This is a genomic window from Pseudoalteromonas luteoviolacea H33-S, assembly GCF_001625695.1.
GTDB lineage: Bacteria > Pseudomonadota > Gammaproteobacteria > Enterobacterales > Alteromonadaceae > Pseudoalteromonas > Pseudoalteromonas luteoviolacea_B.
The window spans coordinates 143074-159594 of sequence record NZ_AUXY01000058.1 but is presented as its reverse complement, the minus strand read 5'-3'; the positions used below and the strand labels follow the sequence as shown (position 1 = coordinate 159594).

At 41.0% G+C, this 16521-nt stretch carries 16 protein-coding genes; 10 read left to right on the top strand and 6 right to left on the bottom strand.

All coding sequences use genetic code 11. The features are described 5' to 3' along the window. The first annotated feature begins 78 nt into the window (after positions 1 to 78). Genes ribE through N477_RS07340 form a run of 5 tightly spaced genes read left to right on the top strand, consistent with a single transcriptional unit; the run spans position 79 to position 5572 of the window. On the top strand, positions 79 to 543 hold the full coding sequence (gene ribE, locus N477_RS07360; protein ID WP_039611622.1) for a 6,7-dimethyl-8-ribityllumazine synthase: 465 nt from the start codon (positions 79 to 81) through the stop codon (positions 541 to 543). A gap of 11 nt (positions 544 to 554) precedes the next feature. Further along, the gene (gene nusB / locus N477_RS07355) at positions 555 to 965 is read left to right on the top strand and encodes a transcription antitermination factor NusB (RefSeq protein WP_023398524.1); all 411 of its coding nucleotides are present in this window, start codon (positions 555 to 557) and stop codon (positions 963 to 965) included. A 44-nt stretch (positions 966 to 1009) separates the two neighbouring features. Further along, positions 1010 to 1975: a thiamine-phosphate kinase gene (gene thiL, locus N477_RS07350; RefSeq protein ID WP_063361858.1), complete on the top strand. Its 966-nt coding sequence runs from the start codon at positions 1010 to 1012 to the stop codon at positions 1973 to 1975. A gap of 8 nt (positions 1976 to 1983) precedes the next feature. Beyond that, the gene (locus N477_RS07345) at positions 1984 to 2469 is read left to right on the top strand and encodes a phosphatidylglycerophosphatase A (protein WP_063361857.1); all 486 of its coding nucleotides are present in this window, start codon (positions 1984 to 1986) and stop codon (positions 2467 to 2469) included. 25 nt (positions 2470 to 2494) lie between these two features. Continuing rightward, positions 2495 to 5572, top strand: coding sequence for a ligand-binding sensor domain-containing diguanylate cyclase (locus N477_RS07340; protein ID WP_063361856.1), 3078 nt, complete (start codon positions 2495 to 2497; stop codon positions 5570 to 5572). Between the two features lie 74 nt (positions 5573 to 5646). Here the strand turns inward: N477_RS07340 and N477_RS07335 are convergent, their stop codons facing one another. Beyond that, a complete protein-coding gene (locus N477_RS07335) occupies positions 5647 to 6420 on the bottom strand; it encodes a substrate-binding periplasmic protein (RefSeq protein WP_063361906.1) in 774 nt (257 codons plus the stop codon). 259 nt (positions 6421 to 6679) lie between these two features. On the opposite strand from N477_RS07335, the gene N477_RS07330 reads away from it, so the two are divergent. Together N477_RS07330 and N477_RS07325 are read left to right on the top strand one after the other, a co-directional pair. Next, entirely contained in the window at positions 6680 to 7657 is a 978-nt protein-coding gene (locus tag N477_RS07330; RefSeq protein ID WP_063361855.1) for an FHA domain-containing protein, read from the top strand. Between the two features lie 36 nt (positions 7658 to 7693). Then, entirely contained in the window at positions 7694 to 8557 is an 864-nt protein-coding gene (locus N477_RS07325) for a hypothetical protein (protein ID WP_063361854.1), read from the top strand. A 32-nt stretch (positions 8558 to 8589) separates the two neighbouring features. Here N477_RS07325 and phaC read toward each other — a convergent pair whose 3' ends face one another. The 3 genes from phaC to N477_RS07310 all read right to left on the bottom strand — a co-directional run bounded on the left by phaC (position 8590) and on the right by N477_RS07310 (position 11783). Next, positions 8590 to 10359: a class I poly(R)-hydroxyalkanoic acid synthase gene (gene phaC, locus N477_RS07320; RefSeq protein WP_063361853.1), complete on the bottom strand. Its 1770-nt coding sequence runs from the start codon at positions 10357 to 10359 to the stop codon at positions 8590 to 8592. Positions 10360 to 10596: 237 nt separating this feature from the next. Then, positions 10597 to 10941: a phasin family protein gene (locus tag N477_RS07315; protein WP_063361852.1), complete on the bottom strand. Its 345-nt coding sequence runs from the start codon at positions 10939 to 10941 to the stop codon at positions 10597 to 10599. Between the two features lie 92 nt (positions 10942 to 11033). Continuing rightward, positions 11034 to 11783, bottom strand: coding sequence for an SDR family oxidoreductase (locus N477_RS07310; RefSeq protein WP_063361851.1), 750 nt, complete (start codon positions 11781 to 11783; stop codon positions 11034 to 11036). Positions 11784 to 12309: 526 nt separating this feature from the next. Between N477_RS07310 and N477_RS07305 the strand changes: the two genes are divergently transcribed. Next, positions 12310 to 12714: a rhodanese-like domain-containing protein gene (locus tag N477_RS07305; RefSeq protein ID WP_063361850.1), complete on the top strand. Its 405-nt coding sequence runs from the start codon at positions 12310 to 12312 to the stop codon at positions 12712 to 12714. 20 nt (positions 12715 to 12734) lie between these two features. On the opposite strand, the gene N477_RS07300 is transcribed toward N477_RS07305, so the two are convergent. Then, on the bottom strand, positions 12735 to 13778 hold the full coding sequence (locus tag N477_RS07300) for an alkene reductase (protein ID WP_063361849.1): 1044 nt from the start codon (positions 13776 to 13778) through the stop codon (positions 12735 to 12737). 128 nt (positions 13779 to 13906) lie between these two features. On the opposite strand from N477_RS07300, the gene N477_RS07295 reads away from it, so the two are divergent. Continuing rightward, positions 13907 to 14488, top strand: a complete 582-nt coding sequence (locus N477_RS07295; protein WP_063361848.1) for a TetR/AcrR family transcriptional regulator — start codon at positions 13907 to 13909, stop codon at positions 14486 to 14488. Positions 14489 to 14692: 204 nt separating this feature from the next. Next, positions 14693 to 15556 carry a winged helix-turn-helix domain-containing protein gene (locus N477_RS07290; RefSeq protein ID WP_063361847.1) on the top strand — a complete coding sequence of 288 codons (864 nt, stop codon included), beginning with the start codon at positions 14693 to 14695 and terminating at the stop codon, positions 15554 to 15556. A 170-nt stretch (positions 15557 to 15726) separates the two neighbouring features. Here N477_RS07290 and N477_RS07285 read toward each other — a convergent pair whose 3' ends face one another. After that, positions 15727 to 16521 carry a methyltransferase domain-containing protein gene (locus N477_RS07285; RefSeq protein ID WP_063361846.1) on the bottom strand — a complete coding sequence of 265 codons (795 nt, stop codon included), beginning with the start codon at positions 16519 to 16521 and terminating at the stop codon, positions 15727 to 15729.

The following is a 16521-nucleotide window of genomic DNA, read 5'->3' as shown; positions in this document are numbered from 1 at the left end:
ACAGTAGGTGTTTTTCTTTAAGATGTGCTATTATGCGCGTCAATTTGGCTATTGCTAATACTGATCAGGAATCATCTAATGAAAATAATTGAAGGTAACAAGTTCGCACCAGGTAAAAAATTTGCCATTGTCATTTCTCGTTTTAACGATTTCATCGGCAGCAGCTTATTAGAAGGTGCAGTAGATGAGCTTAAGCGCACAGGTGGCGTGAAAGATGAAGACATCACAGTGGTTTATGTACCAGGTGCAGTTGAGTTACCTCTTGCAGCTAAACGTGTTGCAATGAAAAAAGAGCATGATGCTATTATCGCGCTAGGCGTTATTATCCGTGGCGGTACGCCACACTTTGATTTGGTTGCTAACGAATCAAATAAAGGACTTGCATGCGTTTCATTAGACTACGATATTCCAGTTGCTTTTGGTGTATTGACGACAGAAAGTATTGAGCAAGCTATTGAACGTGCGGGAACTAAAATGGGTAACAAGGGTGGCGAAGCTGCACTTGGTGCACTAGAAATGGTTAACGTACTTGAGCAAATTTAAGAGGAATCTAAGTGAAACCAGCAGCTAGACGTAAAGCGCGTGTGCTTGCATTGCAAGCTGTCTACTCATGGCAGTTAAGTGGCAACCCAATTGCTGATATTGAGCAGCAAATGCTAATTGAGAACGACGTATCGAAAGTCGATGTGGAATACTTCAAAGATTTAGCACGTGGTGTTGCAGTAAACCATAAACAGTTGGATGAAGCGATTCAGCCTCACCTGTCTCGTCCATTTGACGATTTAGACATGGTTGAATTAGCGACTTTACGCGTAAGCGCGTATGAGCTTAAGTTCCGTGAAGATGTGCCATATAAAGTGGCTATCAACGAAGGGATTGAACTGGCCAAAATATTTGGTGCAGAAGACAGCCATAAATTCGTAAATGGCGTGTTGGACAAAGCAGTTAAGAAAATCCGCAAGTAATCAGAATCATGAGGAGAGCCGGCGTTGGCCGGCTTTTTTAATGTATGAAGGAATTTGAGTTAATTAATCATTACTTCAAAGGCAGAGGCATAACTCGCCGTGATGTTGCCGTTGGAATTGGTGATGATTGTGCTGTAGTTGATATTCCTGAAAATTGTCAACTTGCAGTTACCACAGACACCTTAGTAGAGGGTGTGCACTTCTTTCCTGATATTCCCGCAAGGGCATTAGGACATCGTGTTTTAGCCGTTAACTTAAGTGATTTGGCAGCCATGGGCGCTGAACCGACTTGGATCTCCATCGGTTTAACACTACCTGCAGTTGATATGGCATGGCTTGAGGAGTTTACTGAGGGCCTGCATGAAATCGCCGAATACTATAATGTACAGTTGATTGGTGGTGACACAACACAAGGTCCGCTGACAATTACCATTTGTGCTAAAGGTATCGTGCCCAAAGGCAAAGCCTTAACGCGATCGGGCGCAAATGTGGGTGATTGGCTCTATATTACAGGTCCTGTTGGTGATGCGGCTTTGGCGATTGAATCTCGCAAGCGCGGCATTGCATTAAATCCAGACCAAGAAAAGCGTGTAACCGAAAAATTGCACTATCCAAAGCCTCATGTTGCTGCAGGACAGGTTTTGAGAGGCCTTGCAACTTCTTGTATCGATATCTCTGATGGCTTACTTGCGGATCTCCAGCATATTGTTGACCGCTCAATGGTAGGTGCTGAAGTTGATGTAAACAAAGTCCCTATTTCTGATGATTTACGTGCACTAGATAACGAAAACCTTCGAGAAATGCTGAGTTTGTCTTATGGCGATGACTATCAACTACTGTTTACTGTTAATGATAATAATAGAAGTGCTGTTGAAGCGAGGCTAGTCCAGTATGGCGTCCAGGCAATCTGTATTGGACAGATCACAAACACAACGGGCGTTGTAGAACTTTATAAAGATGGCGAGAAATACTCTATCTCAGAGCAAGCTGGCTATGAACACTTTAATTAGGAGCGAGCTTGGATAAGTCGTTAAAATTCAACCTCAAACGCCCACACCAATTGTTTGCGTTGGGGTTTGGTACGGGCCTTGCGCCCAAAGCACCTGGCACAGTTGGAACATTAGCAGCATTGCCGTTTATTTTTGCCACAATGACATTGCCCGTTTGGTTTCAGGTTAGCCTTGCTGTTTTGATGACGATATTTGGTATTTGGGTATGTGGTAAAACAGCGAGAGATGTAAAGGTGCATGACCATCCTGCGATTGTTTGGGATGAAGTGGTTGGCTTTTATATTACTATGATTGGTGCTGCTATTAGTTGGCAATCGTTGATTGTGGGCTTTGTTTTGTTTCGCTTTTTCGATATAGCTAAACCTGGACCCATTAGAATGCTAGATAAAAAGCTGCACGGTGGGCGTGGAATTATGGCTGATGATGTTTTGGCGGGTATTTTTTCATTGATTTGTATCCAAGCTTTGTTTAAAACAGGGGTCCTAGGCGGCTAACTCAAAGTTGAAAAAGAGGGAATCTATGCACACATTTTTTCTACTGTTAATTATGCTAGTGACATTCAACGTGAATGCCGCTATTAACGATTACGTCGTAAAACAGTGGAACATGCAAAATGACTTACCATCACAAAGCATCAAAAGTGTGGTGCAAGATCAACAAGGTTATATTTGGCTAGGTACGCAATTTGGCCTGAGTCGATTTGATGGGCATCAATTTGTCAATTTTAACACTCAAAACACCAACTTTTTAGTCAGTAATGCGATCAATAAATTGGTTGTTGATCGCTTTGGTATGCTTTGGGTGGGCACACGCCGAGGCGTATTGCGCATAGACCCTCAAACTATGAAGGCGCAGAAATTCAAAATTCAAGCCGATGTCAAAGATATTATCGAAGATAATAATGGTAATATCTGGGTCGCTGCAAATGGACTATATTATATTTCTGCAAAGCGTTTAATGTTGGACAAAAACAACTTAGACGATAGCAAATTATCACTTACCCATATTAGTCAGATTGTTGGTTCCGTGACAAAAATGGCACCATCACCAGACGGAATTTGGGTTGTCAATGAACGTCATCTTTTACGTATCGGCGAATCACAGTTTGTCGGCTCTAGTGGTATGAGGTTAGAGCTTTCGAGCAAAATTTCTTTGCCACGTCAGCTTGCGCAAACCAATATCCATGATTTAGCTTGGGTTGATGGCAAACTCTTTCTCGCATCGCAACTTGGTGCATTTTTCTTAGATTTTGATGAAGTTTTAAGACGCTTTGATGAAATTGGCAATAGTGCAGTTTACAAGTTCTTAAGCGATGAACAAGGTGGTATGTGGGTCTCTACTTATGGTCGTTTATTGTATAAAGAAAGCGGTGGTGAGTGGCAATCAGTCGATTTAGTGCAACTTGATCAGGGTATTTGGTTCACCGACTTATTCATAGACAAGAGCAATAACGTTTGGCTGGCGAGTATTAATGAAGGCTTATGGCTTGCTCACTCAGGTCGGGTTGAGCGTTTTCAAGCGGGTCTTCGGGGCAAGCAGGCTATTTCTGCTATGACGATGGGACCAAGAGGAAACGTTTGGGTCGCTACCCGAGAAGGTGTCGGTATGCTGGATAAAGATGATAATTACCAGCCTATCATTACACCCGTGCAGTTGAAGGGTGTAGAGGTACATGACATGGAGTTCTTGGATGGCCGATTGTATTTAGGGACTGGCCGTGGTGTTGTGATCTATGATAATGGCGAATTACTTGCCATTCCAAACCGTGAATTTCGTCAAACTCAGGTATTTACAATTAGTCCATCCAATCAAGGTGGACTGTGGATAGGTACAGGTCGTGGCTTGTATCGTCTTGATTATAATGGATTAACGCCGTTTACATATAATGCGTTTTTGGGGAGTCAATTTGTAACTTATATTGTTGATTTTCCTCGCTATGGTTTTATCGGTACTGATAAAGGTGCGTATAAATACAATGAACGCGGCATTGAAAAAATAGGTGGGCAAACGTCGTTAGAAACTGCCTATGTGACCAGTATTTTACATGTTGAAAACTACACCACTTTGGTGGGGTCATTCTACGATGGATTATATTATCGCACCGAGTCTGGAGATTGGTTTCAACTAGATGCCTCTCATGGCTTGCCTTATGGCCCTATTTTGTCTTTGCACTATGACAAAGAGCAAAACTTTATCTGGGTAAGCTCTATGAAAGGTGTTTATCGGATGTCTATAGAGCAATTTACCCAAGAGATTGAAAACTTGAAAGTTGAACAAGTTATCAACCCGTTTGATAGGCAATTAGATGGGATGCCCAGTCAATGCTGCACTGGACTCGGGCATGACTCTGTGGTTGAAGTTGATGACGTATTATTGTATCCAAGTTTACAGGGTGTAGTTAGAATTCCGAAAAGCGTGAAGCTGTTCAGCGACAGTGAACTTGAACCTCGCTTTGAAGGGATCACCACACCAATTAGAGAGCTGACGCCAAACAAAATTGTAGAAAGTATCGTTTTGGACACTAATGAGCGAGATTTAACCATTCGATATACAGCCATTGACTTCTATGCGCCGCAAAGTATTGAGTTTAGATATAGGCTTGAAGGGCATGATGATCAGTGGCGAGATGCACTTGCTAGACGTGAAGCCATTTACACGAATTTACCACCAGGCGAGTTTACGTTTAGGTTAGAAGTAAAACGCCGTGGTGAAGATTGGCAAGAAGCTCATTCTAAATCGGTCAAAATGACGCTACCGCGCCGTTTTGATGAAACCGTGTTTTTTAGGCTTATTATTACTTGCGGCTTTATATTCTTGTTCTATCTTGTATTTTGGGTATTTAGAGCACAGGAAAGACGAAAGCAAGCGGCTCTAGAGGAACTGGTCACGGAACGTACCACAGAGCTCAGAAAAGCGAACGAAAAGCTCAATAAAGTGAACACGCAATTAAAGCTAGTGAGCCATTCAGATGAACTTACTGGTTTGAAAAGCAGGCGATTTTTATTTGACCAATTGCCTAAAGACATTGAACATTATCAGCGCAATGCGCATTCATTAAAAGAGCAAGGTAAAAGTCTTGTATTGATGATTTTGAATATTGATAAGTTTAGCAAAATTAACGATGCAAATGGGCCGATTGGTGGGGATAGTTGCTTACAACAATTAGCGACTTTACTTAATACTCGTACTCAAGGCTCTGATTATGTTGCGCGTTGGAGTGGTGATGAGTTTTTACTGTTACTTCGGGATTTTCAATGCTCAGATGTGGACCAGTATGTTAAAGATCTTTGCAAGGCAATTGGTGAGTTTGATTTTACTTTACCCAATGGTAAATCAACAAAAATGACAGTGTCTGTTGGTTGGTCGTTCTACCCGTTGCAAATGTTAGGCGGACACGTTATTGGATGGGAAGCATCGGTCAATCTTGCGGATATCGCGTTGCATCAAGTTAAGCGCAGCGGTGGTGATGGTGCAGCAACTGTGGCTTTTGATGATGAATTGGATGCGTTTGAATTTGAGCAAAGCCAGAATGTAGAATCTCAATTACAACTACTTCAGTCTAATGGCTTAGCTGAAATTAAAGTGTGGATGCGCTAAAGCTATTAAACGCAGAGATTAGTGCCAAGTTGAGCAAGTGAACTCTTGGCACTTTTACTTCATTATTTACTGCGCTATTTGCGCATTTGTTTCTGGACATTAAGCAGTGCTTCATCCATTTTTTTTATAAAGTCATATTTAAACGGGTATTTATTACCATTGCCCCTCGTATAGCCAATATGTGCAGTGCGGCTTAAAACGACCCTATGTTCGCTAAACTGTCTAACATTTATGTCGTCTCGTTCTTTTTTGACGGATTCAAAGCCCATTAATGTCGATAATCTGTCATTGACATAGCAATCTAAACGAAGCTTAGATAACTTTTTGATATTCGTCAGGGTATCTTTGTTTTCCCATATTTTAATTAAGCCTTTTTCTCTTGCTAATGCGAGCTCTTCATCGAGGATTAAAAAACCAGCATTGATGCCAATATTGATCGGTGGTTTTTGAGTGGATCTGCTCAGTATATTATTGAGTGTTACCCCAGGGTTGCAAAAAGCAACAACGGCTTCTTCTCCAAGCGGTACTGAATAGGGCCAGATATAAGGCCTCTTATCTTTATGAATATAAGGTGGTAAAATTGCAAAGGCTTCACCATTCTCCATAGCCGCAACGCCACGCTTCCATGGTATAGGCTCCAATATCACTTGATAATGATCGGATAATCGCCTCGCCGCGAGTCTGACTTGCTCAATATAAATGCCATATAAATAACCATTGCTTTCATAAGAATAGGGTGGGTAGCTATCGTCAACTAATATTGTTACACGCGGCTTGATACTGGCATGTGCATTTAAAGGCAAAAGCGCACCACAGACCGTAAGCACAACAACAAGCAGGAAAAGCATGGGACGCATCATAAATAGTGTAATAGTTAAATTGAAGGCAGTCATTGATAACTTTAGGCAACTATGGTCGATATTACCAGTGGGAATGGTTAGCCGATTACAGGGAAAAGCCTGATTTTACACGCAGCTACAATGCTGTAATGAAGCGTAATTTATTTGTTTTTGCTTTAGGGTTACACTATAGGGAAGGAAAAGCGCAGTGATAAAGCGCATACTTGTCCTTGCAATATAGAGTATTTACAGAGGAATAGGTGAACCCATGGCTAAGCTTAAAGTAAAGGATTGTTCAGATGTGATCTATTTAAAGGCGTTCCATCGCTTTGGTAGGTTGACTTATTCTGTGGATACTCATGTTAGTGGTGTAGAAATTTCTCGTATCCACGCTGTTATAGAGCATAATGGTGAGGACTGGGAGCTCCGGGATCTCAGTAAGAATGGCGTGTGGCTAAATGGTCAGCGTATAGCTTACAACCAAGCGATGCACCTTAAAGTGGATGATGAAATTACTTTTTCTGAGATGCACCCTCAAACATTTGTCGTCGATTCTATTGCACCGCCAAAAGATTTGTTAATTCCGTCATGTAATGAGCAACCAGATGAAGTGATCCCGCTGGAGAAATACCACTTCTTACCATCAGAAACTGACCCTGAGTTGGTTGTTTTTTACGACAATGAAAAGTTATGTTGGTGTTATGAGCATTTGGCTACGGGCAAAATTGTCCTTTTGACTGACAGTGATAATCTATGTGTCGCTAATGAGCTTTGGTACCTATTTCAAGTTGAAGCAGCTTCTCAAGAAGCGACAATGCCAATTGATAAGGCGCAGCAGTCCAGTTTAGAGTTTGTATTTGACATTAGCCTAGATGAAGAAATAACAGAGCTAAAAGTCAATCATAACGGCGCGTCACTTGATTTTGATGTGAGGACACATCACTACTTAACCGCTTTATTAGCCCGTTATAAAGCAAGGGATGAGGATGCAGTCGAAGAAGAGAATGAACGCGGCTGGGTCAGTGTTTCACAGCTGTCTAAAGATTTAGGTATTAGTGAAAGCCATATCAATATACAGATCCACCGTGCTCGCAAACAGTTTGTTGACTTAGTTAATGATAAAAGCCTTGCTGAGCAGATCATTGAGCGCAAACGTGGTCGTGTCAGGTTCGGTGGCAAGCATTTTACTATTAAGAAAGGCTCGCACACCGAGGCATCCTATGCTGGACTGCAACCAGCGCTATAATTGGAGTTCAAATTTACTTATTTCTAATGAGTGTCTATGCACTTTGCTGCGTGGTTAGCCTGTTTTTTTAGCTCAAGTTTGTTCGCTTTGGGCAATTCTGCCGAGATCACGTGGCGTAATACTACGCCCACAGCCCCCCATGTTGAAGCAGTGCCGAAGTGGATCTATGACGGTCTTGATAAGACGGTATCAGCACTTGGGGAGCTTCCTAGCAACGTTATTCCTGTATCTGTATATTACATGAAATATGCGAAAGAGCCTGTCCCTTGGGGGGAGGTATTGCGTGGCGAACCAGATGGTATCACCTTGTACATTGATGAACATGCTTCACTTAGATCTCTAATAGCTGATTGGACCTTATATCATGAATTAGCGCATTTATATCATCCACGGTTAGATGATCAAGATAGTTGGCTGGCTGAGGGACTTGCCACTTACTTACAAAATGTGATTATGCTCAAAGGGGGGATTATTTCAAATCGTGAGTTTGTCGAAAGAATTAAAGCAGGGCTTGACCGTGGTGAGCTTGCGACTAAGCAGTTTGCTGGACAATTATCGCAGATATCCAATAACATGTGGCAGTTGAAAGCATATCAGCGTGTATATTGGAGTGGTGTTGCTTTTTTTATTGAAGCTGAACTTAAATTACAATCCAAGTGTGCCGATTGCAATATTGTTCAATTGCTAGCGCGTTACCAGACCTGTTGCCGGGATAATAAAGCCATAAAAGTCAGTCAAAGCGGCACTGTGTTCCTGTCATATTTTGATATGCTAACCAAGAATAGCGTATTTATACCGCTTTATAAGCGCTATAAATCGAGACGGGATTTTCCATATATTTCAGAAAATCAGATTATTAAGATACTAAATCGTTATACAAAGCAGGTAGCTGTGAGGTAGGTAAAGACCCGCGTCTTTACCTACAAGTATGGTTAAAGCCTAGCTTTCACATATTCTCCTGGGGCGTCGTAAATACCAGGGTTTGCCTTCGTTTTTACAGCGCGTGCCGGAACTTTTTCATCAGTAAATTGGGTTATCCATTTACCCCAATGACTCCACCAGGAGCCTTTAGTATGGTCCGCTTTTTCAAGCCAAGCATTGGCATCCCCCTGTGGCGCAGGGCCTGACCAAAAACCATATTTATTGGCCTTTGGTGGGTTAATAACACCGGCAATATGGCCAGATTCGCCAAGTACAAAAGTTGTTTTTGAACTGGTGTATTGAAAGCCTTTGAACGTTGCTTGCCACAGTGCAATATGGTCATCTCGGGTTGATAACGCGTAGATAGGTTGTTTGACCTTGGCTAAATCAATCTTTGTGCCTCGCACTTCAACTTCTTTTGTGGCGATTAATCTATTTTCTAAATATAAATCTCGCAGCATAAAGTTGTGACACTTAGCTGTGAGGTTGGTGCTATCTCCATTCCAGTACAGCAGATCTAAGTCCATTGGTGGCTGGCCTTTGAGGTAATTATTCACATAATAATTCCAATACAGGCTATTTTCTCTTAACATGCTAAACGAGACGCCTAACAGGTGACCATGCATAACACCATTTTGCAGGTTGTAGGCCTCTAGCGCAGATATAGTTCCTTCATTAACAAAGACACCTAGCTCACCAGGTTGTGAGAAGTCTAGTAGGGTTGTTAGCAAAGTCGCGCTCTTAATTTTTTGCTTCATGCGTTTAGATGTAAAGTATGCCATGGCTGTTGCCACCAGCGTACCAGCGATGCAATATCCTATGGCATTGACATAAGCTTCACCAGTTTGCTTTTCTATTTCATCCAAAGCGGCAATCACACCATCGACGACATAATCTTCAAATCCAACCTCTGCCATGCTTGGATCTGGGTTTTTCCAAGAAATCATAAACACGGTATGGCCGTTATCAACGGCCCATTTAACGTATGAGTTTTCTTCTTTTAAATCTAAAATATAGTATTTGTTGACGTAGGGCGGTACAAAAAGCAATGGTGTTTTGTGCACTTGCTTAGTTGTCGCAGTGTATTGAATTAATTCAAATAAATGGTTTTGAAAAACGACTCTACCAGGTGTTGTGGCCAGATCTTTTCCCAGCTCATAAGCGTTTTCATTGGTCATGCTGATCCTCAGCATATCACCGCTTTTAGCCATGTCTTTTTTAAATAGTTCAAGTCCATTTATCAGGTTTTGACCTTCAGACTCAATGGTTAATTTTAAAAGCTCTGGATTAGTCGTAATAAAATTACTCGGAGAAATAGAGTTTATGACTTGTCTTGCAAAGAACTCGAGTCTTTCTTTTAATTTTTCATCTAAGCCAGGAGTTTGTCGAATCGAGTCAAGTAAGGACTGGCCAAAGAGTAAATAACTTTGCTTGATATAGCTAAACCAAGGGTTATCTTGCCATTCGTCAGCAAGAAACCTTTTGTCACCGCGCTCAGTTGAGATCACCTCTTCGCTTGATGCATTGAGACTTTGTTCCCAAGTTTGTTGAACAATTTTTAGCTGCTCTTGCCACCAGTTAATTTGTTGTTTTGCGAATAGCTCTGGTTGCTTAGTAATTTCTTTTGCCCATTGGCCAAAGTCTTCTGCGCTTTGTTCATTTAGCGCTTTTTGAACTGGGCTGTTATTAAAAAGGTTTTGCGAAAAAATACTGTAGAGATCTTGATTATACTGCCACCAAGCGGTCATGGTCTGAGTAAAATCTTTATTGTCGGTATCCATTTTATGCTTCCTAGTCGGAGATGTGACAGACGAGTTATTGCTTTAAAAGATGCGCTGCATGTGCTGTACAAACTTTTTAACGAGAGTGTGAGTCGACGTTGTTTATTGGCACATATATTCTCTAATACTCATACTCACAGATCGTGATGACCAAATATAAGCTTGTCAGTGGTATTGCATGTGAATAAGGTAGATCAGCCTAGCAAAATTGAATTCCACTAGGCTGATATTAACGCATTATACTTTTGCCGCTTTAACAGTCTCGTTCGAGATAGTCTCTAGGTTATCTTTAAACTCCTGACCTAATTGAGTTAATTTTTGACCGTCTTCGATAAGTTGCTGGCTTAGCTTATTCACTGCACTTAGTTGGCTTGCATTGAAGTCAATGAAAGACTTAACGTCTTTTACTTCAGCGGCAGTTTTAAGTTGTTCTACAGATGTCTCTGTGAATGAATGCGCAGCGTCTAGCTGAATTTTTGCTAGTTGCTCGATATTTTTTGCAACTAGCTGGTTGAACTGAATTGCAGGTGAGAAGAATTTTTCGCTTTGATCAGTGATTGATTTAAAAAAGTCGTTGTACATGGCTTGCTTCCTATTGAGAGATAATCCGTTTAAAAATGCAATACCCATCTACTACAGAAAAGTTGCCTTTTCTAAATGGTATCGTTGAGTTCTTAGTTCATATAAAGGCCGCCGTTTAAGGCAAGCGTTTCACCAGTAATATACGCTGCACCATCAGAGGCTAAAAAGCTCACTGTTTCTGCAACTTCTAATGGTGTTGCAAGTCGTTGCATCGGCACTTGCGCCTTGATGCTTTCTAATACGTCTTCACGCATTTTTGCAACCATAGGGGTTTCTGTATAACCAGGTGCAACAACATTCACGGTTACACCCGCTCGCGCGCCTTCATAGGCAAGAGATTTACTAAAGCCAATCATACCTGCTTTGGCTGCTGCGTAGTTTGCTTGGCCAAATTGTCCTTTTTGACCATTGACGCTAGAGATATTGATAATACGACCTGACTTATTACTGCACATGTGTGCAAAAAGTGGTTGAGTCATATTGAACATAGAATTTAAATTTGTATCAATGACATCGTGCCATTGCTGCGCATTCATTTTTTTAAATGAAGCATCACGAGTAATACCTGCATTATTAACTAAAACGTCAATTTTACCGTGATTATCAATAACTGACTCAAGGCTATCAGTGCATGCTTGTGCGTCAGTTACATCTAAAAATAATGGTGAAACATATTTCGGGTTGATATTTGATTCATTGCACCAAGTATCAAAGTCTGCCTCGTTACGTCTTGGGCTTGCGACTGCAATAACAAAGTAATTATTTTCTACCAGCTTTTGGGTAATGGCTGTACCGATTCCACCTAAAGCGCCTGTTACTACTGCTATTTTTTTATTTTCCATAATGTGCTGTTCCGAACATTAAGTGGCAAAACAACTGCACAACTAAGCCACGTATCACTGAAGTGGTTGTATTCAGTGACGGGTTAAAACTAACGTTATTGTTCATGTCTAATGTGACGAATTAATAACCAATTTGTTTAATATAAAAGACAAATACTCATGATTTTGTATTTGATTTAGGCACGTATTACTTAAATCTCTGCCATACTGCTCAATATCCAATTTTAGATTAGACTAAAAACTCAAAATTTAACAAGTTGAGTTGTCTAACCAATTGTCCAATCGCGCGTGCAGTAAGTAATAGTAGGTATTGGGATTTTCGGTATTAGACTAAAGGATAGTAGACGCTAATTAATTCAATCAGAGTTTTATTTTATTTTAAAAATTAGGTGTTTAGTGTCTTATTAGGCTGGTGTTTTTTTTAAAAAAAGATTTGTTCATTGGTACATAAATCGTCTTTCAATGATTTCTAAGATAGGCTATTTTGGTAATGCGTTTTTTCAAAACTTTAGTAAGGAGTTTGTTGATGTTGAGTTCTAGACGGTTTTTTGAGGCATTTTTAATAAAAATAATGTTGGTTTCTTCATTGTGTGTTAGTGCGGTGGTCAGTGCTAATGTTCAAGCTGTCAAAGCAACAGAGTTGCTAATTAATCAAATGTCAGATACTCCATATACGATTATCGATGTGCGTACTGTTGAAGAATACGCTGATGGCCATATTAAAGGCGCAATCAATATTCCTTATGACCAAATTGAAGCGCAGTCATTTCTTCTTAATGAGCTAAAAGATCAAACATTAGTGGTCTATTGCCGCTCTGGCAGGAGGGCGCAAATTTTTGAAAGCGCTTTATTTAAACGCGGCTTTAAATTGTTCCACCTAGAGGGAGACATTTTGGGCTGGAAGTCGCAAGGGCTACCACTGGTAAAGTAGTAACCCTGATAGTCAAAGCATTATTCGAGAGTTGTTAGCATCTCTTCATTGTATTCGGTTAAAGGTTGCTGGTTTTTCACTTTGGACATGTAATCTGGGTTGGCAATAAATGGCCTGCCAATTGCGAGTAAGTCAAAACGGTCGGTCTCTATTGCTGTAGCCCCTGTTTCTGGGGTAAATCCACCCACACCGACCAATGTTTTTTGATATCTTGCTCTAACATAATCAGAAGCTCGGCCACCAAGGTGCTCGAACGTCATTTCGTCATCGAATATACCAATATGTAAAAAGGCTAAATTGCGTTTTTCCAATTCAGGTAATAAATAGTCAAACACAGCTTTGTCTCGTGCGTCTGCAGCCATGTTGAAATATGCACCTGGAGATAGGCGTAAGGCTGTTTTTTCATGACCGATACGTGCTGCAATAGCATCGACGACTTCCAAAGCAAATCGGCTCATATTTTCTGGAGTTTCGCCGTATTGGTCAGTTCGGGTATTGCTATCATAATGCAAAAATTGGTCGATGAGATAACCATTAGCACCATGGATCTCAACACCATCAAAGCCAGCATCTATCGCGTTGGCAGCTGCCTGAGCGTAGTCATCAACCAGTTGCTTGATTTGCTCAACGGTAGCAGGAGTTGGCACTTGATAACTGAGCTCTCTCATACGCGGGACTGTTCCCTCAAGACCTTGAGCACTGGGCGCTATGACAGTGTCTCCATCATAAAAGTAGGGGTGTGCCGTGCGGCCTGTGTGCCATAGCTGCGCAAAAATCTTACCACCATTATTGTGCACAGCATCAGTGACCTTTCGCCATCCATTGATTTGCTCAGGAGTAAATAACCCTGGCGTATTTGGATACCCTTGGCCATCCGGTCGGATAATAGTCGCTTCAGAAATAATCAATCCAGCATCAGCTCGTCTTGCATAATATGCTGCCATATCATCCGTAGGGACGAGTGCGTCGTCTGCCATACAGCGTGTTAAAGGCGCCATTAATACGCGGTTTTTTAACGAGATTGCGGCGTTTAATTTATAGGGCTGAAATAAGATATCTGTCATGGGTTGTGGTTCTCTTTATTTTGAATGTTTATTCAAGATAGCTTTATTTGAACGATCATTCAAGAGTGTTTTTGAACATTTGTTCAAAATTGTTTAATATACCTTTAAATCCCCACGTGGAGTTATCAATGAGAAGCGCAGAGTTTGATAGAGAAGCTGTTCTAAGAGCCGCTATGAATGCATTTATGGAAAAAGGCTACAATAAAACCAGTATGCAAGATTTAAAGCGTGCTACAGGGCTGCATCCAGGTTCGATTTACTGTGCATTTGAGAATAAAAAAGGATTATTACTTGCGTCGTTAGAACAGTACAACTTGGATAGAAGCGAAGAGTTACGTGCTATTTTTCATGAGCAAAACGGCGCATTAAGTGGTTTACAAGCATACTTAGATAGTATTGTTGCTGAGTGTATTAGTGGCGATCCCACTCAATCTTGTTTAAGCCAAAAGGCCATTAATGAAATTGCACAAACAGATGCGCAGGCACAGGCTGTTTTGAGCCAGCAGTGCGTCATGTGGCAAAGTTTTATGAAAGACATTTTTATGCAAGCAGAACAAGAAGGTGTTATAACTGGTGAGCGATTACCTGAGCAGCGTGCACAAAGTTTAATTGTTGGTATTTATGGACTTAGGACATTTTCTCAAGCTCAAAAGGACGCGAGTATCATAGCGAGTCTAGCTAACCAATTAATACATGATGTTTGCCGCTAACAGCCTCATTGGAAGCCTGTGTGCACACTGTTTATGTATGATAAATGGACTAAATGTGTTCAGCTAATCAGGCAAAGAAAGTGCGTATTTAGGTACATTCCATTAGACATTATTACTAGCTCGAAAGACTAGCTCTGTTGAAGACTTTGGTATAGTCTATGAATTCTTATGATTATTAGTTAATTAATTGGAAATCATGAAGATATGGAATATCAGTTTTCTAATGCAGTGTTAAACACTCGAAGTCAAAGCTTCGAAGTAGATGGGAAAAAGGCGGTACTTGAAGATCGCACTTTTAAGTTACTTGCTTATTTAATTGATACCCACCCTAAAGTTTGTTCTCAAGAGGAGTTGGTCGCCTACTTATGGCCTGACTCCGTTGTTTCCCCATGGTCATTGCCTCGCTTAATCTCAGATACGAGAAGTTTGTTACGAAGATTAGGTGTAAAACAAGATGTGATTTTTACTGTGCGAGGGCAGGGCTACAAGTTTAATCCTGAAGTCACAATTCGCAGTGCAAATGGCACCGCTCAGCTTGAGTTAGCAATCCTGCGCGCAGAGCATAATTCTGATGGAGCGCATCTAAAGTTTTGGATAGGTGTCACTTTGTTGATGTGTTGCGTATGCATATGGCTAGTGATTAACCACGGGTTTGTGCATGAACAAAATACGAGTTTTAAGGCCAGTGAACCCGTTGATGCTAAAGGGAGAATACTGTGGGTCGATGATAACCCTAAAAACAATACAAAAGAGCAAGGGTATTTTCTTAAGAAAAAGATAGGCGTTTACAATACGACCTCAACACAAGAGGCACTGCTATTATTGAGCATGTACGAATATTCGGTCGTTATTTCAGATATGGGACGTGATGGTGAACCTTTAGCTGGATTGAAACTGCTCAGAGCGATGCGTGCTGTGGGAGATGAAACCCCATTTTATGTCTATACCTGGGTTGAGTCTGATAAGCAAAAAGAAGTGATCATATCGGCAGGTGGCCAGGGTGTCGCCACTAAAAAGCAAGAGCTTTACAATTATGTATTGCTGCATTTTAGTGATGAAAAAATTTAATGAAAAATATTAATTATTTGATTTATATACTTTTCAACTTATTTCAAAGCGATTCAAGGGACAAATTCATGCAACTATGTCAACGTTTAGTTGCTGCTCTCTTACAGCAAATGTCTTGGCCTTAACATTAGTACCGTGGTGGGTGCTGCAGATGTTAAGGCCGTTTTCTTTTATGCATGCAAAAGCAGATGTGTATATCTTCCTATTGATGCATATGGTTCTGCTCTGTTGTACTGCAATTCAAGCGCTAAAAGCGCGTCAAATTGGTCTTCTGCTTTTTGCAGCTCGCGTAAATAATCGTGAAAACATCGCACGCCCGTTTTACTCATCGTTTTGAAAGAAAGCTCGTCTAACCAATATTCAACTTGCTCACTTTCTAGTGGCTGGTTTGGACTAAGTCCCACTTTTTGTTTAACTTTCAATCCGCTCGCTACGTAATCGAAGTTACCATAAACCATGTTGGCTAAACGCTGCGCTGCCTTATTGAAGTACATCAGAGATAATACGCCTTCAGGCTTTAAGCAATTTTTTAATATGGCTAGTGCGTGTTGCTGCTCAACTATCCATTCTAAAACGGCATGACAAAGCACTAAATCAAACTGCCCAAGCTCAAGTGTTGGGATATCTTGTAACTGAGCATGGATGAAGCTCATCTCATTGATAAGGTTTTCATTTTGAGCGCGTTCTTTAGCAAGTTCTAACATAGGCTCTGATACATCCAGTAAAGTCACATGATGGCCTCGCTTGGCAAGGTAAAGCGCAAGTTGGCCTTGACCTCCACCAACATCCAGTATCCTGAGCGCTTTGTCTGTAAAGTGCTGGCTCAATAGCTCGTCTAAATCTCGCTTGAGCACGGCTTCACGAATTTTTCCTTTGGCTGTACCGTAGATATTATTCTTAAACTTGCCAGCGATATCACAAAAGTGACGATCTTTTGGACTAGGTTTATGTTGCTTTTTCGCCAT

Bases quoted from the DNA above. Each gene is read 5' to 3' on its own strand.
- ribE (WP_039611622.1), top strand. From the start codon at position 79: ATGAAAATAATTGAAGGTAACAAGTTCGCACCAGGTAAAAAATTTGCC.
- thiL (WP_063361858.1), top strand. From the start codon at position 1,010: ATGAAGGAATTTGAGTTAATTAATCATTACTTCAAAGGCAGAGGCATA.
- N477_RS07340 (WP_063361856.1), top strand. From the start codon at position 2,495: ATGCACACATTTTTTCTACTGTTAATTATGCTAGTGACATTCAACGTG.
- N477_RS07335 (WP_063361906.1), bottom strand. From the start codon at position 6,420: ATGCTTTTCCTGCTTGTTGTTGTGCTTACGGTCTGTGGTGCGCTTTTG.
- N477_RS07330 (WP_063361855.1), top strand. From the start codon at position 6,680: ATGGCTAAGCTTAAAGTAAAGGATTGTTCAGATGTGATCTATTTAAAG.
- N477_RS07325 (WP_063361854.1), top strand. From the start codon at position 7,694: ATGCACTTTGCTGCGTGGTTAGCCTGTTTTTTTAGCTCAAGTTTGTTC.
- phaC (WP_063361853.1), bottom strand. From the start codon at position 10,359: ATGGATACCGACAATAAAGATTTTACTCAGACCATGACCGCTTGGTGG.
- N477_RS07315 (WP_063361852.1), bottom strand. From the start codon at position 10,941: ATGTACAACGACTTTTTTAAATCAATCACTGATCAAAGCGAAAAATTC.
- N477_RS07310 (WP_063361851.1), bottom strand. From the start codon at position 11,783: ATGGAAAATAAAAAAATAGCAGTAGTAACAGGCGCTTTAGGTGGAATC.
- N477_RS07305 (WP_063361850.1), top strand. From the start codon at position 12,310: ATGTTGAGTTCTAGACGGTTTTTTGAGGCATTTTTAATAAAAATAATG.
- N477_RS07300 (WP_063361849.1), bottom strand. From the start codon at position 13,778: ATGACAGATATCTTATTTCAGCCCTATAAATTAAACGCCGCAATCTCG.
- N477_RS07295 (WP_063361848.1), top strand. From the start codon at position 13,907: ATGAGAAGCGCAGAGTTTGATAGAGAAGCTGTTCTAAGAGCCGCTATG.
- N477_RS07290 (WP_063361847.1), top strand. From the start codon at position 14,693: ATGGAATATCAGTTTTCTAATGCAGTGTTAAACACTCGAAGTCAAAGC.
- N477_RS07285 (WP_063361846.1), bottom strand. From the start codon at position 16,521: ATGGCGAAAAAGCAACATAAACCTAGTCCAAAAGATCGTCACTTTTGT.